Below are 24,131 nucleotides of genomic sequence, written 5' to 3' on the forward strand. Positions count from 1 at the left end.
GCGACGGACCGGAGGTCGCCTCGGATCGACCCGGCAAGGACGCGGCCGACCGAAGGCCGCCTGCATCGGACAGCGGACGCTGTCCACAAGCACTCACAAGGAGAACTCGATGCCCATCGACCCGAAAATCGCACTCGGCGCGGAGCTTCCGAGCCGCGAGTTCGCGTGGTCGCCGTCCGACGTGCAGCTCTACCAGCTCGGGCTGGGTGCGGGCACCCGCTGGACCGACCCCGCCGAGCTGCGCTACCTCGGCGACCGCACCCCGCAGGTGCTGCCGACGTTCGCGACCGTTGCGGCCACGCTGCACGACACCGAGCCGCCGAAGGTGCAGTTCCCAGGCATCGACATCGATCTGGCGAAGGTGGTGCACGGACATCAGGAGGTCGAGGTGCACCGTCCGATTCCGGCCGAGGGCAAGGCGACGAGCACCGGGCGGATCACGGAACTGTGGGACAAGGGCTCCGCCTCCGTTGTCGTGCAGGAGCAGACCGTCACCGGTTCCGACGGCGCGCCGTTGTGGACCGCACGCTCGTCCATCTTCGCCAAGGGTGAGGGCGGCTTCGGCGGCGAACGCGGCCCGAGCACCAAGTCCGTGCTGCCCGATCGCGCACCGGATTTCGAGGTCACCACACCGACACTGCCGCAGCAGGCGCTGCTGTACCGGATGTCCGGCGACCGCAACCCGCTGCATTCGGACCCCGAATTCGCCCGCGCCGCCGGCTTCCCCAACCCGATCCTGCACGGCCTGTGCACCTACGGGATCGTCTGCAAGACCGCAACCGATACCGTGCTCGACTCGGACGCGAGCCGGGTCGCCGGATTCCGCGCGCGCTTCGCCGGAGTGCTCTACCCCGGTGAGACCATTCGCACCCGGATCTGGCGCGAAGGCGATGAGCTGACCATCGCGGCCACCGTGGTCGAACGCGACGATGCCCCCGTACTCAGCGACGTCACCCTGCGGTTCCTGCCCGTCTGATCAGCCCGCGGCCGCGGCGGATCCGTCGTCGGAACGGCCGCGTCGAGCGGCGAGGCCCTGGATTATCAAGGTGTACAGCACGATCACCAGGATCGGCGCCGCTATCGGTGCCCAGGCCAGGCGCAGCGGCAGCAGCGCCGCACCGACGGCTGCCGCCGCGAATCCGACGGCTCCGACCGCCGACGGCACGGTCGTCGGGACCACCCCGACCGGCGCGGACACGGTCGCGGCGTTCAACAGGTAGGTGGTGGCAACCAATCCCGTTGCGGCGGCGGCGAGTACGCCGGTGTCTGCGACGGCGAGCACACCGATCGCCAGCAGCACCGCCGCGACGGCCGCGAGCCGGAACCACCAGCCCGCGGCGACCAGGATCAAGGCCGGGATGCCTGCCCACGGCGTCATCAGGGTTACCGATGCCACCAGCAGCGCACCGGACAGGACGGCGAGGAAACGGATCATCGGCGCACCCGAACGGTGCGCCGGTGCTCCGGGATCAGGCGCATGACTTCATCGAGCCGCACACCGTCGGGCCACGCCACGATGTCCACGCCGACGGTGCCCATGTCCCGGTACATCGAGGTGCGCTCCAGCTGCCACATTCTGGCCAGCGTCGGATCGAGGTGATCGTAGAAGGGGGTGCCGCGCAGGACATCCACGACGACCACGACGTGCCCGCGTTTGCGCAGATCGATCAATGCCAGCGCGAATTGGGTGTCCAGCAGGGTGGAGAAGGCGACGATGATGGCGCCGGGTGGCACTGCCCCGTGCGGCGCCAGCGTGCCGGTGGTCGGGATATGCTCGTCGCCGACATCGAGCACTGTGTCGACGATCCGATAGAACTGGCGGCGCCCGATATCCGGCCGCAGCCAGCGCGGGGACTGACCGAGGCAGACGACCGCGGTGCGATCACCCGCCTGCAATGTCGACTGCACCACCTGCGCCGCGCCGCGCACCGACAGCTCCAAGGATTCGGTCGCAGGCCCCGGTGCCTGCTGCGAAGTATCCACGAGCACAACCACATCCGCGGAACGGTTCGTCAGGCGCTCGGTGACATACAGCCTGCCGCGCCGTGCGCTCACCGGCCAGTTCACAATCCGCAGCTGGTCACCAGGGGCATAGGCGCGAATGTCGGCGTACTCCACGCCGGGACCGTGTTTGCGGGTCAGGTGAATGCCGAGTCGTTCAGGAAGCTCGATGCGTGGTAACCGCATTCGCTGCGGGTCGGTGATCGGATAGACGAACAGCTGACCTGCGGGCAGCACCGCGGTGGCCACCGACAGTCCCGCCGGGCTCAGCGCGGAAATCCGCACCGACAGCGGATACCGACCCCAACGGTCGGCCGTCAACGCCATCCGCAGCCCGGCGGGAGCCGTCCCGGAATCACTCGCCTCCTCGACTTCGATCCCGAGTCTTTCCACCGGTTCCGGCTTGCAGCGCAGCAGCGCATGGCCGGATTCGACGAAGGCGGCGATGGTGAGCACGACCTCCTCCGTCTCGAAGCACCGCAGGGTCCCGCCGCCGTCGACCTGAATTCTGGTCCGCGACTGTTGCCACGGCGCGGTGGCGAGCACACCAAGCAGCGGTGCGGCGAAGACGACGAGCTGCCATCGGCCCAGCACCACCGCGAGCAGCAATGCCAAGGCCGCGCACGCCGCGAGCATGAACACCAATGGCGCTGGCCGCCACTGTAATTCGGCCTCGATGATCGTGCTCGCGTCGCGATGTGTCATGTCACCGAAGCGCGCGGTACCGGAAGGCGGCGCAATAGCTCGCCGATGACGTCCTCGCCGCGGATCCGGCGCACCCACATCTCCGGGCGCAGCGTGATGCGGTGCGACATCGCCGGAATCGCCAGCGCTTTCACGTCTTCGGGAATCACGTAGTCCCGGCCGAGCAGTAAGGCTCGTGCGCGCGACATCTGCACCAGGTCCAATTCGGCACGCGGGCTCGCGCCCACCTCCACCTGTGGATGCCCGCGCGTTGCGGCCGCGAGCGCGACCACGTAGCTGACGACGTCGGGATGCACCGTGACGAACTCGACCGACTGACGCATTTCCAGCAGCCCGTTCGCGTCTACCACCTGGCCCACCGTCGGCGGGGTCGAGCCACGCTCCAGCCGGCGGCGGATCATCTGGGTCTCGTCGTGCTCGGAGAGATAGCCGAGCCGCAGCTGGATCGCGAACCGGTCCAGCTGCGCCTCCGGCAGCGGATAGGTGCCCTCGTATTCGATCGGGTTGTCGGTCGCGAGCACGACGAAAGGCTGTGGCAGCAGATAGGTTTCGCCATCTATGCTGACCTGCCCCTCGGCCATGGCCTCCAGCAGCGCCGCCTGCGTCTTCGGCGGGGTCCGGTTGATCTCGTCGGCCAGCAGCAGATTCGTGAACACCGGCCCGCGCCGGAAATTGAACCGCCCCGAGGCCATGTCGTAGATGGTGGACCCGAGCAGATCCGCGGGCAGCAGGTCCGGCGTGAACTGCACGCGGGTGAATTCCAGCCCGAACGCGGCGGCGAAGGATCTGGCGATGAGTGTTTTGCCGAGGCCGGGTAGGTCCTCGATCAGGACATGACCGCCGGACAACACGGCGATCATGATCAGCTGCAACTCATCCCGCTTGCCGACGATGACCCGGGACAACTCCCGAAGCACCGCCTCGCTGCGCTGGACGGTCGCGTCCATCGGCATCGTCATTTGTCTTCCCGCACTTGCCTCAACCCATTCTCCTTAGACCACGTTCGATTGGGCACGATCGGGGCCCTACACGGTTACGCACGCTCCTCCGGGCCTGACCTCTCATGCCCGGCATTACATTCTCTGAAGGCGCCGCAGGATTTCATCCAGCACCGCCCGCCCCGGTGCGCGAGTCGTCTGATCGCGCAGTGACGAGTTCGCCGGATCCACCCAGCGCCACAGCTCCGGGCCGAACTGCAGCATCCCCGCAGCCTCGGTCGCTCTGCGGTTCTTTGCGACCCGCAGGCCGGTGGACAACTCGAACTCCTTGGCCAGCAACGGACGCAGGTGCCGATCCCACTCGGCCCTGGTCCCGTCCGCGCGGTCGGCAAGCATCTCCGCCCTGGCATGCCAGTTGTGCAGCATCTCCGCAGGGCCGTTCTGGATTTCGTCGGTGTCGGTGTCGGTGTCCTGGCTCGGCGCCGACCGGGCGCGCAGCGACCAGATCAGCTGCGTGAGCGCGAGCGCCACCGGAATTCCGGCGAGGATCAGCATCGCGCCGCGGGCCTTGCCGAAAGTAATGAGCTCGATCAGTACGACGACGGCCACCGCACCGATCGCGATTCCCATGCGATTCACACCGGCACCTCACCTTGCAGATCGGCAAGCACAATGCGCAGCAATTGTTCGGCCCGCATCCGCTGCCACTCGAGCATCGAGTGTGGACTGAACCTGGCCTCCTCGAACAGCGCGACCAGTTCCCGTGCGGACGCGTCGTGCAGCGCGCCGCGTTCGAAGGCGCGCGCCAGCACCTCCATCGGGGTGTCCGAGGCCAATGGTGCGGCCGCGCGATCGAAGGACAGGCCGTGTTCCATGGCAACGTAGCAGGCGATGATCGCGGTGCGTGGGTCCTGGCCTGGCGCGTTCATCGCGGCGAGGCCCATTTCGGCGGCCCTGGCCAGTGAACCGACAACCTTCGGCGTGGCCGCTGCCGTGGACGCGGGCCCCGGAACCGGCTTGCGCCGGACTATCACCGCGATCACCACCAGGCCGATAATGGCCACGGCGACCAGCACGATGGCCGCGACCGTCGCCAGCAGCAGCTCGGTGCCGGTCAGCTGGGCGGACGGTCCGGACGGATCCGGTGGCGAGGTGACGACGACCTGTTCGGTCGGTTCGGCGGATCCGGTGGGGGGCGGCGGCCGATCGGCACCGCCTTCGCGGCGAAAGCCGACGAAGAAGACCGCGGATGCCGCCGCGACCACCAGCGAAAGACCCGCAAGCACGGCCAGCACCAGCAGCCCAAGCCTGCCGAGACGCCCGGATCGGCGTTCCACGACGCGATCGGACACCGGCATGGCCAAAGGCAGCCGATGCTGACTCGCGATTACCCCGGCGATCAGAATGACGACCGAGACGGTAAGCAGCACCGGCATCAACGCCACCGCGAGCGCCGACGGAATAGATCGGGGCTGTGCGGGGCCGCTCGCTCCCGGGATGTGTCCGCGTAACGCGATCGCGGCAAACGCAACCAGCGTGATCAGCACGATCACGCGCAATATCGGCGCTCGCGCCCCGGCCACTTCGTTACCGCCACATCTGAGTACTGCACAAAACAGCCACATAGTTACATGCCGAGCGGTCGGCTCGGGAGCGAATCGAATACTTAGGACTGGCTTCTCTTTATCTCGCGACACCACGGCTCCGGCTTGGTGAGCAGGTCCTATCAGCCCTGATCAGACCCCATCACAAAGGATGCGGGCGAATCTTGTGACGCAGCTGGACATCCTCGGCGTGTAAGGCGTCAATCGGCGTCGCGGTTGAGGTGGTGGTGACCAGGTTCCGGTCGATCGGACAGTGCCCGCCGGGTGGGTGACCACCGTGGCCGGCCTGTCCGAGGAGCTGTGCCGACCCGGGGTTCACAGAGGCAGCGCTGGGCACGTCGGGTGGGTGACAAACCGTGGCAGCCCGTCCGAGGAGCTGTGCCTACCAAGGGTTTACCGGGCAGTGCTGGGCACGTCGAGTGCCGTACCCGACTTACCTCCCGCAGTCAGGTACGCGATGTCAGGTTCCAGCCCGGTCAACCGGCTGTGGTCCGGTCTCGAGAACCGACATCACAGAGAAATGGCTGGCACACGCTGTCATGCGAGTGCCACCACAAACCAACGCACACCCTCCCGCCACAAAACGCCCCGTGCCGTACCCGATCAGCACCACCAGACACACCCACTACGAACCGAACACCCGCTACACAGGTGCCCGGCATGCGGGCCACCCGAGTCGCGGGGAACCGCTGTATCCGATCAGCAGAGCGGACACACTTACTTCGAACCGAGCACCCAGTACACGGGGTGTCCGGTGCTGACATGGGGTGCCCGGTGGTGAACTCGCTAGGCGGCTGCCGCGCCTGCGGTCGATAGCGGTCTTTGCGCTCGTGCTGGTGGCGGGTCGTGCGGCGACGGGGTCGGGTCAGGCTGTGCTAGCTCGGTCAACCGGCTGGCTGTTCGCGAAAGGTCCGAGAGGGGGACGTCGGCGACCAGATCTGCCAGTGGCGCTTGGGCCGATATGGTGAGCTGGAGGTCTGCGTCGTACAGCACGTCGACCAGGTTCACCAGGCGCATCGCCCAGTCGAGTGGCACATCGCGCAGACGTGGCACATTGCAGAGGGTCCAGTTCGAAAAGTGTTGGGCCAGTTCGACATAGTCGGCGGACGAGGTCGGGGTTCCGCACAGGGCGGCGAAGTCGATGACGATCGACACGCCGTCGACAGCTCGTGCGTGGACGTGCTGAGTGCCGACGGTCAACTCGGCGCCACCGGCTGGCGCGGCAGCTAGGCCGGACGAGTCGGACGAAACGCTCGACTCGTCGGACGTGGCCGCCCGATACGGCAGGCCCGATTCGACATCACTGTCCAGGTCCGACTCGGAGTTCAGGCCCGGCACGAGGTTCGGCTCCTGCGGCCGCGTCGATCGTTCGGGGCGTAGCAGGTATCGGCCCGCTACGAAGCCGGTTGGTGCGCCACTGTGCGAGGTGCGGGTGCGGTAGTCGAGAGGGCCGTCGACCGAGAGGACGTCCAGGTTGGCGATGATGCGGGCGATGGTCGGCAGAAAGCGGTCGTGGAACAGCGGATTGGGGAGCAGGTCCTGCGGCGGGTAGTTCGAGGTCGCCACCAGCATGATGCGGCGGGCGAACAGCGTGTCCAGCGTTCGGGCGATCAGCATCGCGTCACCGATGTCGTGCACGTGGAATTCGTCGAAGCACACCAACTCGGCGTCACCGAGCAGGGCGTCGATGGCGCGATCGATGGATCCGGATGCCGCTAGGGCCGTGTGTAATTGAGCGAAGAAGCTGTGGAAATGGAAGCGCCGCTTGCGATTCGATGTGACGCTGGTGAAGAACCGGTCCATGAGCATCGTCTTGCCGCGCCCCGGCCTGCCGTGCAGATAGATGCCGCGATGGCGCTTGACCGGGCGGCCGCGCCGGTCGACGAGTTCACCGAGCCGGGCGGCCACCCGCACCTGGTCAACATCCAATTCGATTGCACCGATACCCATGACATCCTCCTGATCCTCTACAGTTGTAGAGGATCAGGAAATGCGCCCGCCAGGAAAGGTGACGATGTCCACAGCCGACCGTCGCTCGCTGATCGTCGACGCCGCGATCGATCTGATTGCCACCAAAGGCATCCGGGCACTCACCCACCGCGCCATCGATACCGTGCTCGACCTCCCTACCGGCTCGGCCTCGTACTACTTCCGCACCAAACGCGCACTCATCGAAGCCATCGCGGACCGAATCACCAGCCGCTCCCGCGCGGACTTCCGCGCCGCGCACTTCGCCGACGCACAGCTCAACGATCTCGATCCCGCCGCGGAGCGGACAGCGGCAGCACCGCTTGATTCGAGCGACGTCGCCCGCGCCATCGCGACCTGGCTCGACGGGCTACTGGCGCAGCGTCGCCATCACTTGATCGTCCGGCATGCACTGATCATCGACCTGCTGGCCGATCCGGACCTGCACACCAGGCTGGTGCAAAGCCTCTTCTCGGTCGACCGCGCCCGAAACCTCTTCCAAGCCATGGACTTTCCTTCCCCCGATGCAGCTGCCGCGAACTTCATCGCGGTCATCGAGGGTGCCGTCTTCGACCGCTTCGCAGGAGCCCGCACTCGTCTACCCGCGGGGACACCCGAAAGCGTCGACCAGCTCACCGCACTGCTATCGCCTTACCTCGCTCGGCCTTGATACGACGCAATCGGCGCACCTGATCCCTGGTATCCCGAGTAGGCCATTCACCGGAACGACGGTCACCGATGCCAGCCGCGTTCGCTGTAGGTGCTGCCGGTGGAAAAGGCGCGGATTCCGGCGAGCGGATAGCGGATGATCGAGTCCTCGGGCAAGGCATCGAGTGCAAACCAGCGAAGTTCGTAGGACTTGTCCGGCTCGCGATTGGTCGGGTCGCCGGTCCAGCGCGCCACCTCGAAGAACAGCCCGAGGCGGGCTTCGCGTCCGGAGCTGATCACGTGGGCGGTATGAAAGAGACGCAGATCCGCCGGATCAATGACGATGCCGATCTCCTCGTGCGCCTCACGCACCGCGGCGGCAGCCACGGACTCACCCGCTTCGAGCTTGCCCGCGGGCAGATGCCAGAGCCCGTCGAACTCGTCGTCGCTGCGCCGCTTGCTGAGCAACAGCTGATCGGCGCGGATGAGCAGGACATGAACGTCGACAACGTGCCGGTCGGTCATAGGACTCCTCATAAGGCAGTGGTGCCGCTCCAACTTACGCAGACCGGCCCGATGCTCAGGATCCGATACCGAGTTCGAGTGGAATCGCGCCACGCAACAGGGCGTGGGCGCGGTCCAGGTCCATCGAGCCGCTCAGCCAGCGCATGCTGAGGCCTTCGACAAGGACGGTGAGGCGCTCGGCAGCGTCCTCGGGCGATACCACTGACGGGACACGTCCTGCGCGCTGCGCGCCACGAATGACCTCGCTCAGATAGTCGTTCCAGCGTGCGGTGGCGGCGCGAAGCTGGTCACGCAGTTCCGGCTGGAAGACAGCGGTCGCGCGGGATTCGCCCCACGCGGTGCTGTTCTCCACGATCAGCGGGGTGTCCTGCAATTCCAGGAGCAGCACCTCCTCGAGGTGACCGAGCGGATCGCCCACCGCATCAATCGACGGCTCGGTGTATCGCTCGGCCCGATTGCTGATGAAGTCCACGGTCTGGCTGAGCAATCCCGCCCGGTCCCGGAAGTGGTAGTAGATCAGCGAGGTCGAGACGCCGGCCGCTTCGGCAAGCTCCTCCACCCGCAGGCCTCGGATACCGCGCTGTGCGACTACCCGGGCCGCGGATTCCAGGATGTGATCGCGACGAGACATGATCCGATGCTACCGTGATCCTGACTGAAATTTTAGTCAGGAATTGAATCGGAGCCGACGCCATGGAGAACCACGTGTCCCGCCGCACTGCTTTGAGCGCCATCGCCGCGACCGGCATGCTCGCCGCCGGCGTCTCGGCATGCGGATCAGCCGACCCGTCCGACAGCGCAGCGCCCACTTCCCGCCGAGGAGCCACCCCGGCTTCGACCGATCCGTCGAGCTCTGGCCGCCGATTCGGTGCCGAGTGGGACAGTCACGCACGCACCTTCATGGCATGGCCGGCGCTCGAGTCCGTCTGGGGTCCGTACCTCGGCGGCGTCCGCGAGAACATCGCGGAGTTGGCGGCGGCCATCGCGGACTACGAATACGTCGTGATGCTGGCCAGGGCCGATCAGCGAGACGCGGCCCAGCGGGCGTGCGGCTCCGGTGTCGAGGTCATTTCGCTTGCGGTGGACGACCTCTGGGCCCGCGACACCGTGCCGGTTTTCGTCGAGCAGTCGGGCGAAGTCGTCGGCGTCGACCTCAACTTCAATGGCTGGGGCAACAAGCAGGTTCGCGACAATGACGGAAACATCGGCCGAAACCTTCTGCCGCAGTTCGGGATAACACGCGAGCAGGCCCCTTTGGTCTCCGAAGGCGGCGCGTTGGAAACCGACGGTGATGGCACCCTGTTGGTCACCGAGAGCTCGATCGTCAACGACAACCGCAACCCGGGCAAGAGCCGCGATCAGCTCGAGGCCGAGCTGAAGCAGGCCCTCGGCATCGAAAAGGTGATCTGGTTCGCGGGTGTCCGCGGCGAGGATGTCACCGACGCCCACATCGACTGCCTCGTCCGCTATGTCGCACCTGGAATCGTCCTGCTGAACAACCCCTTTCCCGGCGCACCCGCCGACTCCTGGTCCCGCTCGGCGGATCAGGCGCGGGCCGTCCTCGCCGAGTCCACCGACGCGCGCGGTCGCCGACTCGAGGTCATCGACCTACCCGAGCCCGACCCCGGCCGAATCACCGGCGAGGGCGACGAGTTCGTATCCAGCTATGCGAACTTCTACATCGGCAACGGTGCGGTATTCCTCCCCGAATTCGGCGACAAGCGCGCCGACGACCGCGCCGAGGGCATTCTGCGCGACCACTTCCCCGGCCGCGACGTTGTTGCGATACCGATCGACGACATCGCCGCGGGCGGCGGCGGCATCCACTGCGCCACCCACGACCAGCCGGGCCGACCGGCCGCTTGATCGCGAGCCGGGCTCGACGCCGGGACAGCGGCAGACACCTTCCCGCCACCCGGCGACGGCCATGCAATCCCGGCCTACGCCGGGATCGGAGTCAGTTGGCGCTGAGCACCAGGCCCGAGGTCGGCACGCCGGTTCCCGCGGTGACCAGGATGTTCCGCAGGTCTTGGACCGGGTTGACGGAGGTGCCACGGATTTGGCGGACGGCCTCGGCAATGCCGTTCATGCCGTGGATATACGCCTCACCGAGCTGGCCGCCGTGCGTATTCAGCGGAAGGCGGCCGCCCATTTCGATGGCACCGTCGGCGATGAAATCCCGTGCCTCGCCGCGCCCACAGAAACCGAGCTCCTCCAACTGCATGAGGACGAACGGGGTGAAGTGGTCGTAGAGGATGGCGGCCTGCATGTCGTCGGGCTGTAGTCCGCTCTGCGCCCAGAGCTGCTCGCCGACCAGACCCATTTCGGGGAGACCCGTCATAGCGTCGCGGTAGTAGCTGGTCATGACGTATTGGTCGGCGCCGGAACCCTGTGCGGCGGCGGCGATTACGGCGGGACGCTGTGGCAGGTCGCGCGCGCGTTCGGCGCTGGTGACGACGATCGCGACACCGCCGTCGGACTCCTGACAGCAATCGAGCAGGTGCAGCGGTTCGGCGATCCAGCGCGAATTCTGGTGGTCTTCCAGCGTGATCGGCTTGCCGTAGAAGAAAGCGTTCGGGTTCACCGCGGCGTGCTTGCGGTCCGCGACTGCCACCCGACCGAAATCCTCGCTCGTCGCGCCATAGACATGCATGTAGCGGCGGGCGACCATGGCCACCTGCGCGGCGGGCGTGCCGAGACCCTGCGGATACGACCAGCCCGCGTCGATACCCGAGGAGGTCGGCGCGGTGGCGAGGGCCGTGGAGAACTGGCCGAAGCGCGACACCGAACGCTCGTTGAACGCCCGATAGGCGACCACCACATCGGCAACGCCGGTGGCGACCGCCATCGCCGCCTGCTGGACGGTGGCGCATGCCGCGCCGCCGCCATAACCGATGTGACTGAAGAACTTCAGCTGCGGGATCCCCACGGCGCGGGCGACCGCGGCCTGGGTGTTGGTATCCATGGTGAACGTGGTCAGGCCGTCGACGTCGGCCGGGGTCAAGCCCGCATCGGCCAGCGCGGCGGTGACCGCCTCCGCGGCCAGCCGGAGTTCACTGCGCCCGGAGTCCTTGGAGAAGTCGGTGGCTCCGATGCCGACGATGGCGGCGCGGCCGGAAAGCTCAGTCATTCGAACTCCGATAGGCGATAACGGCTTTCGCCGTGATGTGGTCACCGAGGCTGTCGCGGCCGACGACGTCGATATGGATGTCGTCGCCGGAGACCTCGGTCACCGTGCCGGAAAGGGTCAGCGTGTCACCGGCATACAGCGGCACACCGAGCCGCAGCGCGATCGATTTCACGATGGCGCGCGGTCCGGCCCAGTCGGTGACGAAGCGCTGCACCAACCCGGTGTCGGTGAGGATGTTGACGAAGATGTCCTTGGAACCGCGGGCCACCGCCTTGTCCCTGTCGTGGTGCACATCCTGAAAATCCCTGGTGGCCAGGGCGGTGCTGATCACGAAGGTCGGATCAGCGGTGATGACCAACTCCGGCAGCACGGTGCCCACCTGTGCGGCGGCGGGTTCGACGGTGGCGGTCATGCCGTCACCCGCCAGACCGGCAGCACGACCTCGTCGTCGAGCTTGTCGAACTCCACCTCGACCGGCAGCCCGACCCGCACCTGCGCGGGGTCGATGCCGCGCAGTTCACCGAGCATGCGCACGCCTTCCTCCAATTCGACCAGTGCGACGACGAACGGCAGTTGCCGACCAGGCACCTTCGGCGCGTGATGGACGACGTAGCTGAATACTTCGCCGCGTCCCGAGGCGACCACGTAGTCGGTCTGTTCGGACTTGTCTTTCCAGATCGCCGGGATCGGCGGATGCCGCAGCGTGCCGTCCGGCAGCTGCTGGATTCGTAGCTCGCCCGCTGTGGTTCCGGCCCAGAAGAATTCGGTGTCCCAGGAAACCAGGGGTTTGACGCGGTCTCCGGCGGGCTCTTTCGGTGCGGGTGCGGCAGCGGTGCCTGGCACGAACTTCAATAGGCGGAAAAGCATCTCGGCGACGACCTCGTCGCCCACCTGCCAGCTGGTCTGGAAGGTGACGAACCAGCCCTCCCCCAGTGCGGTCCGCTTCGGGCCGCGGATGTCGTCCAGTCTGCTGGTGACGGTCAGCTGCTCACCGACATTCAGATACCGGTGGTAGGTCTGCTGGCAGTCGGTGGCGACCACCGAGGTGTAGCCCGCACTGTCGAGCAAGTCGGTGACCTGTGCCATCGGATCATCGGCAGGTCGAGAACCCTTGAGCCCGAACATGGTCCACACCTGCGCCATCGCCGGCGGCGCCACGATGCCGGGGTGGCCCGCGGCGATGGCAGCCGCCTCGTCGACGTAGATGGGATTCGAATCTCCCAGCGCCTCCACCCAGTTGTTGATCATCGACTGGTTCACCGGGTCCCGCCCGGGACGGGGCGCGCAGTCCCCCGCCGCGATAATGTGCTCGGCGGCGGCGGTGATCGCTTCCGGGGTCAGGGTTTCCGGCACGCGCGGCTCCTTTGGTTGTTCACTATCTCGGTACTCGCGGCAGTTGCAGCCCAGACGAGGCAACCAGCTCGCGCATCACTTCATTGACGCCGCCGCCGAAGGTCACCACCAGGTTCTGCTTGGTTCTGCGATCCAGCCAGATCAGCAGTTCGGCGGTGGCCGGATCGGCCGGATCGCCGTAACGGCCGATGATTTCCTCCGCCAACCGGCCCGCTTCCTGCAGTGATTCGGTGGAGAACACCTTGGTGGCCGACGCATCGGCGATGACGGTGGACTGGTCACCGTCGACGGTCGCGGCTACCTGCCAGTTCAGCAGTTCGTTCAGCCGGACCATGGCGTGGATGCGGCCGAGCGAGCGGCGCACGTCGGCCTCGGCGAGCACGCCGCGCGGCTGCGCCCAGTCGTGCACCTTGTCGTAGAGCTGCTCGATCTTGCCGGAGGGACCGAGGCTGACCCGCTCGTGATTGAGCTGGGTGGTGATCAGCCGCCAGCCTCGATTTTCCTCGCCGACCACCATGTTCGCCGGAACCCGGACATTGTCGAAGTAGGTGGCGTTGGTGTGGTGCGCGCCGTCACAGGTGATGATCGGAGTCCAGGAGTAGCCGGGATCCTTGGTGTCCACGATCAGGATCGTGATGCCGCGGTGGCGCGACTCGACCGATCCGGTGCGGCAGGCCAGCCAGACGTAGTCGGCCTCGTGTGCGCCGGTGGTGAAGATCTTCTGTCCGTTGATGATCCAGTCACCGGACTCGTCGCGAACGGCGCTGGTGCGCAGCGACGCGAGATCGGTGCCCGCCTCGGGTTCGGAGTAGCCGATCGCGAAATGGATATCACCGGAAAGGATTCCCGGCAGGAACTGCTGCTTCTGCTCGTCGGTGCCGAACTGCTGCAACGTCGGTCCGACCGTCAGCAGCGTGACAAGCGGCAGCGGCACATCGGCGCGCACCGCTTCGTTGAAGAAGATCTGCTGTTCCATCGGCCCGAAGCCCTGGCCGCCGTACTCCTTCGGCCAGCCGACGCCCAGCCTCCCGTCGCGGCCCATCCGGCGGACGACCGCGCGATAGGCGTCGCCGTGCCGGTTCACCGCCATCTCGGCCTCCTCTTCGGGAGTCACGAGATCGGCGAAGTACGCACGCAATTCGGCGCGCAGCAGGCGCTGTTCCTCGGTCAGGTCGATGAACATCTTGCCCCCAATCGATCGAGTCGGAACGATTCGCCACCGAGCCAGCGGGCGATGTCCTTGGCCTGTGAGTAGTAGCGATGCATCGGGTGGGTGATATCCACTCCGAGCCCGCCGTGCAGGTGATGGCACTTCTGCATGGCGGCGGGTAGTTCCGACGCCACGGTGTAGGCCAGGACATCGAGATCGTCGTCGATCCGCTCCTGGTGCGCGGTGCCGGCATCGTCCTGAGCCAGCGCCCAGTTCGCCGATACGGCGGCGGCGTGCAGGGTGCGCGAGACGACATACACATCGGCGATCTGCTGTGCCACCGCCTGGAATTCGGCAAGCGGCCTGTTGAATTGCCTGCGTGTACGCACATGCTCGGCGGTCAATGCGAGGGCGCCCTTCAGCAGCCCGTCCGCGACGGAGCCGATCGCGGCGACCGCGAATCGATGCAGCTCCGCGATGCCGCCGGGCAGCAACCGCTCGGCCGGAATCTCGACCTGATCGAGCCGCACGCTGCATTCGGGTATTCCGCCGGATACCGGTGACGGCGTCAGCGTGAGTCCCTCGGCATCCGATTCGACGAGCGCGATACCGGAATTTGTGGGAATCAGCAGCCAGCGCGCCTGCTCGGCGTAGGGCACGGCGACCTTGTGGCCGGTAATTCGCACCGAATCACCTTCGGAAACCGCTGTGCCGTTTCGAGCGCCCTGCAAGCAGACGCTAGCGGTCGTTTCCGGCTTGACCACGAACGGGTTGGCAGGCTCGCTCAACGCCGCCGTTAACACGGCACCCTTCGCTACCTCGGGGAATACCCGCTCGGCAACGCTGTCGGGCAGCATCGCCAAGAGCGGCAGCAGCCCGAAGCCGAGCGTCGACACGGCGGGCACCGCCACCGCTTCGGTGGCCAACTCGGTCAGCAGCACCGCCACTTCCGGCAGGCCCATGCCGTCACCGCCGAAACGCTCCGGCAACGCGACCGACAGCAAGCCGCTGTCGACGAGCTTCGGCCACAGCTCGATATCACGTGCCGGTTCATGTTCCAGCAAACTCACGACGACCTCGGCCACGGCGTCCTGGCCCTCGTCCCTGGTGAAGTCCACGCTTTTCTCCCAGTTGACTAGTCGACTAGCTGTCCGTGTCGCGGGGTAGTCCGAGGATCCGCTCACCAGCCACGGTCAACAGAATCTGCTCGGTCCCTCCTGCGATCGACAAACAGCGTGTGAGCAGGAACTCTTTTACCACTTCCGAGTCCTGCGCACCGATAGGACCTGCCGTTTCCACGGCGAATTCGGCAACCGCCTGGCGATGGCGGACACCGACGAGCTTGCGCACACTGCTCTGCGCGCCCGGATCACCGCCCGCCAGCATCCGCACTGCTGCGCGTTGCTCCAGCAACAATCCAGCGATCGCATCGGATACGAACCCGCCGAGCCGATCGTTCAGCAGCTCCGCGCCGGGGCCGGTCGCGGGCAGTTTGGCGATGAGCTCCTCGAGCACAGGCCCGATTCCATTGCCGCCCATGGCGACCCGCTCGGTCGACAGGGTCGAGCGGGCGATCTTCCAGCCGTTGTTCAGCGCGCCGACCACACAGTCGTCAGGCACGAAGACATCGTCGAGGAACACCTCGCTGAAGCGCGCCTCACCGGTGATCTGCACAAGCGGGCGTACCTCGAGCCCCGAGCTGCGCATATCGACAACGAAGTAGCTGATACCACGGTGCTTGGGCAGTTCGGCGTCGGTGCGGGCCAGGCAGATACCCCAGTTCGCCTTGTCGCCCAACGACGTCCACACCTTCTGGCCACGCAGCACCCAGCCGCCGTCGACCTTCTTGGCGGTGGTGCGCAGCGCGGCCAGATCCGAACCGGCCCCCGGTTCGCTGAACAGCTGACACCAGACGACCTCGCCGCGCAGTGTCGGCCAGGCGAATCGTTCGATCTGCTCCGGGGTTCCGTGTTGCAGCAGGGTGGGCACCGCCCAGCCACCGATCGCCAGATCCGGGGATTCCAGCCCCGCACGGCGCAGTTCTTCCGAAATCACCAGACCCGTCATCGGATCCGCGCCACGGCCGTACGGCGCGGGCCAGTGCGGCATGACAAGCCCGGCTTCGACCATGGCATCGCGGCGCTGCTCGGCGGGCAGCGCCGCGATCGCGGCCACCTCGGCGGCCAGTTCGTTCGCACTGGTGTCGTCGACGGCGACACCGTCGGCAGTGTTCGATTGGCGGCGTTCGCGGGACCCTTCGCGGTCACGCTCCGCTACCTCCTCCGGGTCCGTCGCTCGCGCCGCGGCGAAAACCCGGTCCGCTCCGGTGGTTCGGCGGCGTCCGGCGCGGGTCAGCTCGGTCACCCTGGCCCGCCAACGCGCGGAACCGCCGAGCAATTGCCGCAGGGCCACCGCTCGGCGCAGATAGAAGTGCGCGTCGTGCTCCCAGGTGAATCCGATGCCGCCGAGCACCTGGATGCAGTCCTTCGCGGTCTCGACCGCGGCATCCAGGGAAATGGCCGCGGCGATCGCGGCCGCGATGGACAGCTCGGCGCCGCCTTCGTCGACCGCGGCAGCGGCATCGGCCGCGACGGCACGGATCAGCTCGGCGCGGCAGAGCATCCAGGCGCACATGTGTTTGACCGCTTGGAAAGACCCGATCCGACGCCCGAATTGCTCACGCACCTTGGCGTATTCGACCGCGGTCTCCAGGCACCAGCCGGCCAGCCCGGCGAGCTCGGCGGTGACAAGCACCACCACGAGATCCTCGACCGGGTACGGCGACTGGAACATTCGCGCGGCCGGCACCCGCACCTCGGCGCAGTGCACCCTGGCCAGCGGCGTACTCGGATCCAACGGCGGCAGTGGTTCGACTCGCAGACCTTCGGCATCCGCTGGAATCAGGCACCAGCGCTGCCCATTCGGGGTGTGCACCGATAGCAGCACCGCGGTTTCCGATGCGGCACCGAGTACCGAATCCCAGACACCGGTGAGCAACAGCTCACCGGACGCTGCCGGTACGCTCACTCCGGATTCGACAAGGAAGTCGAGCGCGACTCCGCACGGCACGTCCTCATCGATGGCGCCCGCGGTGACCAGATTCGCCAATGCCGTTGCCAGCACCGGTCCACCGACCAGATCGTGTGCCGCCTGTTCGACCAGAACGGCGAGGTCGGCGACCGATCCACCCGCGCCGCCCGCATCCTCGGCGACCGCGACCCGGAAGATCCCGAGGTCTGCGAGCGCGGGCCAGTACGCGCGCCAGAAGTTTGTGGCGTCGTCGCGCATTGTTGCAATTGGACGGACCGATCCAGCCCATCCATGCATCGACTCCTGAACGGCTTTATGCTCGTCAGTGGTGGCGATGGTCACACTCCGTACCGCCTTTCCGGCGTGACTCCCACACCTAGAACATGTTCTAATATCCTAGCTGGGCGGAAGTCAAGAGACGACCTCGCCTTGCAGATCGAAAGCGCACGCAAAGCTAACGAAACGACGTTTCCGGAAAGGGCTCTCATCAATGGCCAGTCCCTCCCGATCCCAGCCTGCCGACTCGAGCACGGCACCGCCTACCGCGACGGTCACCACGCTCAGCGAGGACGAGCTGAGTTCGGCCGCACAGCGGGAACGCCGGAAACGAATTCTGGACGCGACCCTGGCGCTGGCCTCCAAGGGCGGATACGACGCAGTGCAGATGCGCGCGGTGGCCGAACGTGCCGATGTCGCGGTCGGCACGCTGTATCGGTATTTCCCGTCCAAGGTGCATCTGCTCGTCTCGGCGCTCTCGCGCGAATTCGAGCAGATCGAGGGCAAGCGCAAGCCTCTTGCCGGACAGTCGCCGCGCGAACGCATGCACCTGCTGCTCACCCAGATCACCAGAATGATGCAGCGCGATCCGCTGCTCACCGAGGCGATGACCAGAGCATTCATGTTCGCCGACGCGTCGGCGGCCGCCGAGGTCGACCGGGTCGGCAAGGTGATGGACCGGGTGTTCGCGCGCGCCATGAACGATGGCGAGCCGACCGAGCGCCAGCTGGCGATAGCGCGGGTTATCAGCGACGTGTGGCTGTCGAATCTGGTGGCCTGGCTCACCCGCCGCGCATCGGCGACCGATGTCACCGAGCGCCTGGAATTGACGGTGGATCTCCTGCTCGGCGAAAGCCGCAGCTAGGCGGTGGACTCGCCCGCGCGCGCCCGCGCGCGGATCCAGTTCATGCCAGGCAAATCCGTTACGCGGACTTACCACCACCGAGAGCACGAGCGCGGGCGGCGGACACAGTGAGACGGCCCACGCTGGCGTTGTGTAAGAGCGCGCCAGCTGGGCAGATCCAGTAGATGGCCGATGGACACGGACGCAATCATGCGCACGCATACCGGCGCGCGTATGTGCGGCAAATTAAACACAGTATTGTTCACCGCGCCCCCGAAAAAACTCCTCCGATCACTAGGTTGGATGCGTGAGCGCACAGGATCTGCCACTGGAACTTCGCCGTGCATTGTCGACGGTTGCGCGCGTGCCACGGCTCTTGGTCGCCTCGGACTATGACGGGACAATCGCGCCCATCGTGTCCGACCCGGCAAAGGCCTTTCCGCACCGGGAATCGGTGAGCGCCCTGCGTGCGCTCGCCGGCCTCACCGGAACGACCGCGGCCGTGATTTCCGGCCGCGCGTTGCGGGATCTCGCGGCATTATCTCGACTCCCGGTCGAAGTACAACTCATCGGTAGCCATGGCTCGGAATTCGATGTCGGCTTCGTGCACGCCATCGATAACGACGCCAAACAGCTGCTGCAGGAAGTGCAGACATCTCTTTCCCAGATCGCCGCGGACAATCCTGGCGCCTCGGTGGAGACCAAGCCGGCCAGCGTCGCGCTGCATGTGCGCAATGCCAGCCCGGAGATCGGTATCCGCGCGCTGAAACAGGTCAAACAGGGCCCGGCGTGCTGGGTCGGTGTGCAGGTGACCGAGGGCAAGTCGGTCATCGAGCTCGCGGTGATCCAGACGGACAAGGGCGTCGCGCTCGACACCGTTCGGCATCAGGAGGGCGCGTCCGCCGCGGTGTTCTTCGGCGACGACGTGACCGACGAGAATGCCTTCCGCATGCTCTCGGGCCCCGATGTCGGCATCAAGGTCGGCGAAGGCGCGAGCCTGGCCAAGTTCCGGGTGGACAACACCGAGTGTGTGTCCTGGGCACTGGCCTTCCTGCTCGAAGAGCGGCGCACCTGGCTGGCCGGCGCGAGCGCACCACGCATCGAGCGCCTGACCATGCTCGCCAGTCCGCGCTCGGTCGCGCTGCTGACCCCGGACGCGACGGTCACCTGGTTCTGCCATCCGGAACCGGATTCGGCCGCGGTGTTCGCACACCTGCTCGGCGGACCGGAAGCGGGACACTTCACCATCGCGCCGGAACGGCCCGGCCTGCCGCTCTCGCAGCGCTACAACGACGGCACCATGACCGTCGAAACCCGTTGGGCCAGCCTGCAAGTGGTCGACTACCTGCCCCACGATGTAGCGCCGACCAGGACCGACCTGACGCGAGTCATCACCGGTGACGCGAAGGCGGTCGTCACCTTCGCGCCCCGGCCGGAATTCGGCCAGGTGCCGGTGACCATCGAATGCGAGCCGACCGGGCTGCGCGTGCTCGGCACCAACGACCCGATGGTGTTGCGCTCCCCCGGCGTGGAATGGGAGATCCTGACCGACGGCACGCACAACTCGGCGCGCGCCGTCGTCGACCCGTCGCACGGTCCGATTGTGCTGGAAATGCGCTGCGGCACACAGGATCTCGCGCCCGCAATGAGTAGCGAGCCCGAACGGCGCAGGGACGCAGAGGATTACTGGTCCAAGTGGGCGGCGAAGCTCGAATTGCCGCCGCTGAAGCCGGATCTGATGAAGCGCTCGGCGCTCACCTTGCGCGGCCTGGTGCATTCGCCGTCCGGCTCGATCCTGGCGGCCGCGACCACCTCGCTGCCGGAAGACATCGGCGGCGTACGCAACTGGGACTACCGGTACTGCTGGCTGCGCGATGCCTCGCTGACCGCACAGGCGCTGGTTTCGCTCGGCTCGCTGCACGAGGCGGAGGAATTCCTCGGCTGGGTGCATCGGGTGCTGGAGACACTGCCCGGCCCGGAGCGTCTGCACCCGCTGTACACGCTGTACGGCGAGACACTGCCACCAGAGGCATCGATCGACCAGTTGCCCGGTTACGCGGGTTCACGCCCGGTGCGCGTCGGCAACGCCGCGAATATGCAGGTGCAGCTGGACGTTTTCGGTCCGATCGTCGATCTCATCGCATCGCTGGCGCACGGCCGCGAGCACAAGGGCATCACCGATCCCGCCGACGCGCTGCCGGATGCCGACTGGGAACTGGTGCACGCCATGGTTTCCGCGGTGCGGCGGCGCTGGCAGGAACCCGACCACGGCATCTGGGAGATCCGCGGCAATCCGCGCCACCATGTGTATTCGAAGGTGATGGGCTGGCTGACCATCGATCGGGCGATCACGCTGGGGCAGAAGTTCGATCGTCAGGTCGATCCGGCCTGGGTCGTGTTGCGCGACGCCATCGCCGACGAGGTCAAGACCAAGGGCTGGAACGAAGAGGTCCAGTCCTACACCGCCGCCTACGACGGCACCGACCTGGACGCGGCCACGCTGCACATCGGACTCAGCGGGCTCATCGATCCCTCCGACCCCCGGTTCGCGGCAACGGTCGTGGCCACCGAGGCGGAGCTGCGCAGCGGCTCGACGGTGTACCGGTACCACCACGACGACGGCCTGCCCGGCGGCGAGGGCGGTTTCCATCTGTGCGCGGCCTGGCTGGTCGAGGCGTACCTGCTGATCGGCAAGCGCTCCGACGCCGAGGCGCTGTTCGCTCAGCTGGTCGACGTCGCGGGCCCGACCGGCCTGCTCAGCGAGGAGTACGACCCGGTCGCCGAACGCTCGCTCGGCAACCACCCGCAGGCCTACAGCCACCTCGGCCTGCTGCGTTGCGCCCAGCTGCTCGGCAAGCCGGTGGAGGCGCTCGTCTAACCGCTTCGAAACAGCACCGCCAGCGACTGCTTGCAGGTCGCTCGAAAGCACACCGCCAGCGACTGCTTGCAGGTCGCTCGAAAGCACACAGCCGGGCCCGCGAACGAATCACCTGTTCGCGGGCCTGTGTTGTGTCCGGGGTGACGCAGGGAACACCGACTCGTGTCCTTGCGGTCTTCTTGCTAAAGTAAAACGGTAACGATTTCCATTATGATCTAGAGCACTGCCGCTAGCGACTACTTGCAGGTCGGTCGGAACAGCACTGCGAGATCTAGAGTGCCGCCAGGAGTACCCCCGCGTGAGAAGACGAATTGCCATGAAATTCGCAGGCATCACCGTGGGAGTGGCCAGCGCCCTTGCCCTCACCGCCTGCGGCGCCTCGAAGGACTCCGATAAGCCGAACGTCGTCGCTTCGACCAACGTGTGGGGCGGCATCGCAGCGACCATCGCGGGGCCGGACGCCACCGTGACCTCCATCATCAGCGATCCGTCGGCCGATCCGCATTCGCACGAGACCTCGGCCGTGGAGTCCGCCGCGATCAGTGATGCGGATCTGGTCGTCTACAACGGCGGCGGCTACGACGAGTTCATCGAGAAGGCCGTGGCCGGCCAGGACAAGCGCACCGTCGACGCCTTCGAATCCCGCACCGACAAGAGCGACGAGAACGAACACGTTTTCTATGACCTGAGCACCGCTGGCACCGTCGCCGATCGGATCGCCGCCGCGCTCGGCGAGATCGACTCGGCTCACGCCACCGCCTACGCCGACCGTGCCGCGGCATTCAAGAGCCAGCTCGGCGCGATCACCGCGATCGCCACCAAGATCGCCGCCGAGCATCCGAAAACACCGGTGCTGCAGAGCGAACCGCTCGCGCACTACCTGCTGGTCGCCGCTGGCACCGAGGATCTGACCCCGCACGAGTTCCAGGAAGCGATCGAGCAGGAGACCGATCCGGCGCCCGCCGCCGTCGCCGCCACCCAGGATCTGCTGACCGGCAAAAAGGTGCGCACGCTGGTCTACAACATCCAGACCCAGGACAAGATCACCAAGGACCTGCGCGGAATCGCACAGTCCGCTGCGATCCCCGTTGTCGAGGTGACCGAAACCCTGCCTGACGGAGTGGATTACATTCAGTGGCAGACGAAGAACGCCCAGGCTCTCGCTGCGGCGCTGAGCTGATGCCGCCCGGAGGCCGGGTCGATGTGGCCGGGAACCGAGCCGATGCGGGCCGGGGACGAGCCGACACGAGTGAGGTAACCGCGCTGACCGAAAACGCCGCACCCGTCGAACAGCGGCTGCCATCGCGCACGCACAGCGGTTCGGCCGCCGTCCATCTCGATGCCGCCAGGCTGTCGTTCGGCGACCGCACGCTGTGGCGAGGACTGGATCTCGACGTCCAGCCCGGCGAATTCGTCGCGGTTCTCGGTCCGAACGGATCCGGCAAGACCTCACTGCTGAAGGTGCTGCTCGGCCAGCTCGCCCTCGACTCGGGAACCGCCGAAGTCGCGGGCGCGCCCGCGCGGGCGGGCAATCCCGGTATCGGCTATGTGCCGCAACAGAAGACCATCGATGCCGGTGTCCAACTTCGCGGTGTCGACCTGGTCGGGCTCGGCGTCGACGGGCACCGCTGGGGGCTCGGACTGCGCGGTCGTGCGGAGCGCAAGCGCAAGGTCGCGGCCGCCATCGCCGATGTAGGCGCCGAGAAATTCGCTTACGCGCCATTGGAATCCATGTCCGGCGGCGAACAGCAGCGGCTGCGGGTCGCGCAGGCGCTGGTCGGCGATCCCAAGGTTTTGCTCTGCGACGAGCCGTTGCTCAGCCTGGACCTGGCCAATCAGCGGCTGGTGTCCGAGCTGATCGATCGGCGCAGGCGCACCCACGACACCGCGGTGCTGTTCGTGACGCACGAGATCAATCCGATTCTGCCGCTGGTGGATCGGGTGCTTTACCTGGTCGACGGTAAGTTCCGGATCGGCACTCCGGACGAGGTGATGACCTCGGCGGTGTTGTCGGAGCTGTATCAGACCGAGGTCGATGTGCTGCGGGTGCGCGGCAGGCTGGTCGTCATCGGCACCGGCGACACCATGGACGCGCTCGGCGCGGCAGGCGCCCAACATTGCCACGGCACACCGCTTTCCGAAACCCAGATCGAGTCGAGCGGGGTTCGTTCGTGATCGACAAGCTCTCGGGCGTGCTGTCGAAGATGTTCGACTTCTCCACCACCGCCAACCTGATCTCCTACTCCTTCGTCCAGCAGGCCGTGCTGGCCGCGGCGCTGCTCGGGCTGCTGGCGGGCGCCATCGGCCCGCTGATCATCAGCAGGCAGATGTCGTTCGCGGTGCACGGCACCAGCGAACTGTCGCTGACCGGTGCGGCCGCCGCGCTGCTCGCCGGAATCGGGGTCGGCCTCGGCGCGATCGTCGGCTCGGTAGTGGCGGCGGTGCTGTTCGGCGTGCTCGGAACCAAAGCACGGGAACGCGATTCGGTGATCGCGGTGGTGCTGTCGTTCGGGCTCGGGCTCTCGGTGCTGTTCCTCTGGCTCGGTCCAGAACGGGCCGGATCGAAGTTCTCCCTGCTGACGGGTCAGGTGGTCAGCGTCGGCTACAACGGTCTCGCGCTGCTGGCGACCTGCACCGTGCTGGTGCTCGCCGTGCTGGCCATGGTCTATCGGCCGCTGCTGTTCGCCAGCTCCGATCCGGAGGTCGCACTGGCCCGTGGCGTACCGGTGCGGGCGCTTTCGGTGGTGTTCGCCGTGATGCTCGGCATCACGGCCGCGTTCGGCGTGCAGATCGTCGGCGCCCTACTGGTGCTCGCGCTGCTGATCACACCGGCGGCCGCGGCGGCGCAGCTGACCGCGAATCCGGTGCGCGCCACCGTGCTTGCCGTGGTGTTCGCCGAAATCGCCGCTGTCGGCGGCATTCTTTTGTCGCTTGCGCCCGGCGTCCCGGTGTCGACCTTCGTCACGACCATCTCGTTCCTGATCTACCTGATCTGCCGCATCGTCGGACCACGGCGCCGCCAGGTCGCCCGCGTCCACTGAGCGGGCCTGGCGCCCGACGCGCGGCCGAACGCCGATCAAT

At 66.7% G+C, this 24,131-nt stretch carries 22 protein-coding genes; 8 read left to right on the forward strand and 14 right to left on the reverse strand.

The window, feature by feature from the left end; all coding sequences use genetic code 11:
• The first annotated feature begins 109 nt into the window (after positions 1–109).
• A complete protein-coding gene (locus tag ACFQZZ_RS09920; RefSeq protein WP_378677185.1) occupies positions 110–976 on the forward strand; it encodes a MaoC/PaaZ C-terminal domain-containing protein in 867 nt (288 codons plus the stop codon).
• Here the strand turns inward: ACFQZZ_RS09920 and ACFQZZ_RS09925 are convergent, their stop codons facing one another.
• The 6 genes from ACFQZZ_RS09925 to zapE all read right to left on the reverse strand — a co-directional run bounded on the left by ACFQZZ_RS09925 (position 977) and on the right by zapE (position 7,198).
• Entirely contained in the window at positions 977–1,435 is a 459-nt protein-coding gene (locus ACFQZZ_RS09925) for a hypothetical protein (protein WP_378677187.1), read from the reverse strand.
• On the reverse strand, positions 1,432–2,706 hold the full coding sequence (locus tag ACFQZZ_RS09930) for a DUF58 domain-containing protein (protein ID WP_378677189.1): 1,275 nt from the start codon (positions 2,704–2,706) through the stop codon (positions 1,432–1,434). The genes ACFQZZ_RS09925 and ACFQZZ_RS09930 overlap by 4 nt, the downstream gene beginning before the upstream one ends.
• The gene (locus ACFQZZ_RS09935; protein WP_378677192.1) at positions 2,703–3,665 is read right to left on the reverse strand and encodes an AAA family ATPase; all 963 of its coding nucleotides are present in this window, start codon (positions 3,663–3,665) and stop codon (positions 2,703–2,705) included. The genes ACFQZZ_RS09930 and ACFQZZ_RS09935 overlap by 4 nt, the downstream gene beginning before the upstream one ends.
• A 114-nt stretch (positions 3,666–3,779) precedes the next feature.
• Positions 3,780–4,274 (reverse strand): hypothetical protein, encoded by a 495-nt coding sequence (locus ACFQZZ_RS09940; RefSeq protein ID WP_378678327.1) that lies wholly within the window; start codon positions 4,272–4,274, stop codon positions 3,780–3,782.
• 5 nt (positions 4,275–4,279) lie between these two features.
• Positions 4,280–5,227 carry a DUF4129 domain-containing protein gene (locus ACFQZZ_RS09945; RefSeq protein ID WP_378677195.1) on the reverse strand — a complete coding sequence of 316 codons (948 nt, stop codon included), beginning with the start codon at positions 5,225–5,227 and terminating at the stop codon, positions 4,280–4,282.
• An 807-nt stretch (positions 5,228–6,034) separates the two neighbouring features.
• A complete protein-coding gene (gene zapE, locus ACFQZZ_RS09950; protein ID WP_378677198.1) occupies positions 6,035–7,198 on the reverse strand; it encodes a cell division protein ZapE in 1,164 nt (387 codons plus the stop codon).
• A 64-nt stretch (positions 7,199–7,262) separates the two neighbouring features.
• Between zapE and ACFQZZ_RS09955 the strand changes: the two genes are divergently transcribed.
• Positions 7,263–7,886: a TetR/AcrR family transcriptional regulator gene (locus ACFQZZ_RS09955; protein ID WP_378677200.1), complete on the forward strand. Its 624-nt coding sequence runs from the start codon at positions 7,263–7,265 to the stop codon at positions 7,884–7,886.
• Positions 7,887–7,948: 62 nt separating this feature from the next.
• Here the strand turns inward: ACFQZZ_RS09955 and ACFQZZ_RS09960 are convergent, their stop codons facing one another.
• The gene (locus tag ACFQZZ_RS09960; protein ID WP_378677202.1) at positions 7,949–8,389 is read right to left on the reverse strand and encodes an NUDIX domain-containing protein; all 441 of its coding nucleotides are present in this window, start codon (positions 8,387–8,389) and stop codon (positions 7,949–7,951) included.
• Positions 8,390–8,444: 55 nt separating this feature from the next.
• A complete protein-coding gene (locus ACFQZZ_RS09965; protein WP_378677205.1) occupies positions 8,445–9,020 on the reverse strand; it encodes a TetR/AcrR family transcriptional regulator in 576 nt (191 codons plus the stop codon).
• A 74-nt stretch (positions 9,021–9,094) separates the two neighbouring features.
• On the opposite strand from ACFQZZ_RS09965, the gene ACFQZZ_RS09970 reads away from it, so the two are divergent.
• On the forward strand, positions 9,095–10,255 hold the full coding sequence (locus ACFQZZ_RS09970; protein ID WP_378677208.1) for an agmatine deiminase family protein: 1,161 nt from the start codon (positions 9,095–9,097) through the stop codon (positions 10,253–10,255).
• Positions 10,256–10,346: 91 nt separating this feature from the next.
• Here ACFQZZ_RS09970 and ACFQZZ_RS09975 read toward each other — a convergent pair whose 3' ends face one another.
• Genes ACFQZZ_RS09975 through ACFQZZ_RS10000 form a run of 6 tightly spaced genes read right to left on the reverse strand, consistent with a single transcriptional unit; the run spans position 10,347 to position 17,394 of the window.
• Positions 10,347–11,519, reverse strand: a complete 1,173-nt coding sequence (locus tag ACFQZZ_RS09975; protein WP_378677210.1) for a lipid-transfer protein — start codon at positions 11,517–11,519, stop codon at positions 10,347–10,349.
• The gene (locus ACFQZZ_RS09980) at positions 11,512–11,931 is read right to left on the reverse strand and encodes a MaoC family dehydratase (RefSeq protein ID WP_378677213.1); all 420 of its coding nucleotides are present in this window, start codon (positions 11,929–11,931) and stop codon (positions 11,512–11,514) included. The genes ACFQZZ_RS09975 and ACFQZZ_RS09980 overlap by 8 nt, the downstream gene beginning before the upstream one ends.
• The gene (locus ACFQZZ_RS09985) at positions 11,928–12,872 is read right to left on the reverse strand and encodes a bifunctional MaoC family dehydratase N-terminal/OB-fold nucleic acid binding domain-containing protein (protein ID WP_378677215.1); all 945 of its coding nucleotides are present in this window, start codon (positions 12,870–12,872) and stop codon (positions 11,928–11,930) included. Before ACFQZZ_RS09985 ends, ACFQZZ_RS09980 begins: the two co-directional genes overlap by 4 nt.
• A 22-nt stretch (positions 12,873–12,894) precedes the next feature.
• Positions 12,895–14,055, reverse strand: a complete 1,161-nt coding sequence (locus ACFQZZ_RS09990) for an acyl-CoA dehydrogenase family protein (protein ID WP_378677218.1) — start codon at positions 14,053–14,055, stop codon at positions 12,895–12,897.
• Positions 14,040–15,140, reverse strand: a complete 1,101-nt coding sequence (locus tag ACFQZZ_RS09995) for an acyl-CoA dehydrogenase family protein (protein ID WP_378677220.1) — start codon at positions 15,138–15,140, stop codon at positions 14,040–14,042. Before ACFQZZ_RS09995 ends, ACFQZZ_RS09990 begins: the two co-directional genes overlap by 16 nt.
• Positions 15,141–15,165: 25 nt before the next feature.
• On the reverse strand, positions 15,166–17,394 hold the full coding sequence (locus ACFQZZ_RS10000) for an acyl-CoA dehydrogenase family protein (RefSeq protein WP_378677223.1): 2,229 nt from the start codon (positions 17,392–17,394) through the stop codon (positions 15,166–15,168).
• A gap of 148 nt (positions 17,395–17,542) precedes the next feature.
• On the opposite strand from ACFQZZ_RS10000, the gene kstR reads away from it, so the two are divergent.
• The 5 genes from kstR to ACFQZZ_RS10025 all read left to right on the forward strand — a co-directional run bounded on the left by kstR (position 17,543) and on the right by ACFQZZ_RS10025 (position 24,091).
• Complete coding sequence (gene kstR / locus ACFQZZ_RS10005; protein WP_378677226.1) at positions 17,543–18,193, forward strand: cholesterol catabolism transcriptional regulator KstR; 651 nt, start codon at positions 17,543–17,545, stop codon at positions 18,191–18,193.
• Positions 18,194–18,479: 286 nt separating this feature from the next.
• Positions 18,480–21,050 (forward strand): trehalose-phosphatase, encoded by a 2,571-nt coding sequence (gene otsB / locus ACFQZZ_RS10010; protein WP_378677228.1) that lies wholly within the window; start codon positions 18,480–18,482, stop codon positions 21,048–21,050.
• Positions 21,051–21,348: 298 nt separating this feature from the next.
• Positions 21,349–22,230, forward strand: coding sequence for a metal ABC transporter solute-binding protein, Zn/Mn family (locus ACFQZZ_RS10015; protein ID WP_378677231.1), 882 nt, complete (start codon positions 21,349–21,351; stop codon positions 22,228–22,230).
• Complete coding sequence (locus ACFQZZ_RS10020) at positions 22,185–23,225, forward strand: metal ABC transporter ATP-binding protein (protein WP_378677233.1); 1,041 nt, start codon at positions 22,185–22,187, stop codon at positions 23,223–23,225. The genes ACFQZZ_RS10015 and ACFQZZ_RS10020 overlap by 46 nt, the downstream gene beginning before the upstream one ends.
• 29 nt (positions 23,226–23,254) lie before the next feature.
• Positions 23,255–24,091, forward strand: coding sequence for a metal ABC transporter permease (locus ACFQZZ_RS10025; RefSeq protein ID WP_378678330.1), 837 nt, complete (start codon positions 23,255–23,257; stop codon positions 24,089–24,091).
• The last annotated feature ends 40 nt before the right edge of the window (positions 24,092–24,131 follow it).

It is taken from the genome of Nocardia sp. GCM10030253 (assembly GCF_042675075.1).
Taxonomy (GTDB): Bacteria; Actinomycetota; Actinomycetes; order Mycobacteriales; family Mycobacteriaceae; genus Nocardia.

Bases quoted from the DNA above. Each gene is read 5' to 3' on its own strand.
- ACFQZZ_RS09920 (WP_378677185.1), top strand. From the start codon at position 110: ATGCCCATCGACCCGAAAATCGCACTCGGCGCGGAGCTTCCGAGCCGC.
- ACFQZZ_RS09925 (WP_378677187.1), bottom strand. From the start codon at position 1,435: ATGATCCGTTTCCTCGCCGTCCTGTCCGGTGCGCTGCTGGTGGCATCG.
- ACFQZZ_RS09930 (WP_378677189.1), bottom strand. From the start codon at position 2,706: ATGACACATCGCGACGCGAGCACGATCATCGAGGCCGAATTACAGTGG.
- ACFQZZ_RS09935 (WP_378677192.1), bottom strand. From the start codon at position 3,665: ATGACGATGCCGATGGACGCGACCGTCCAGCGCAGCGAGGCGGTGCTT.
- ACFQZZ_RS09940 (WP_378678327.1), bottom strand. From the start codon at position 4,274: ATGGGAATCGCGATCGGTGCGGTGGCCGTCGTCGTACTGATCGAGCTC.
- zapE (WP_378677198.1), bottom strand. From the start codon at position 7,198: ATGGGTATCGGTGCAATCGAATTGGATGTTGACCAGGTGCGGGTGGCC.
- ACFQZZ_RS09955 (WP_378677200.1), top strand. From the start codon at position 7,263: ATGTCCACAGCCGACCGTCGCTCGCTGATCGTCGACGCCGCGATCGAT.
- ACFQZZ_RS09960 (WP_378677202.1), bottom strand. From the start codon at position 8,389: ATGACCGACCGGCACGTTGTCGACGTTCATGTCCTGCTCATCCGCGCC.
- ACFQZZ_RS09965 (WP_378677205.1), bottom strand. From the start codon at position 9,020: ATGTCTCGTCGCGATCACATCCTGGAATCCGCGGCCCGGGTAGTCGCA.
- ACFQZZ_RS09975 (WP_378677210.1), bottom strand. From the start codon at position 11,519: ATGACTGAGCTTTCCGGCCGCGCCGCCATCGTCGGCATCGGAGCCACC.
- ACFQZZ_RS09980 (WP_378677213.1), bottom strand. From the start codon at position 11,931: ATGACCGCCACCGTCGAACCCGCCGCCGCACAGGTGGGCACCGTGCTG.
- ACFQZZ_RS09990 (WP_378677218.1), bottom strand. From the start codon at position 14,055: ATGTTCATCGACCTGACCGAGGAACAGCGCCTGCTGCGCGCCGAATTG.
- kstR (WP_378677226.1), top strand. From the start codon at position 17,543: ATGGCCAGTCCCTCCCGATCCCAGCCTGCCGACTCGAGCACGGCACCG.
- ACFQZZ_RS10025 (WP_378678330.1), top strand. From the start codon at position 23,255: ATGTTCGACTTCTCCACCACCGCCAACCTGATCTCCTACTCCTTCGTC.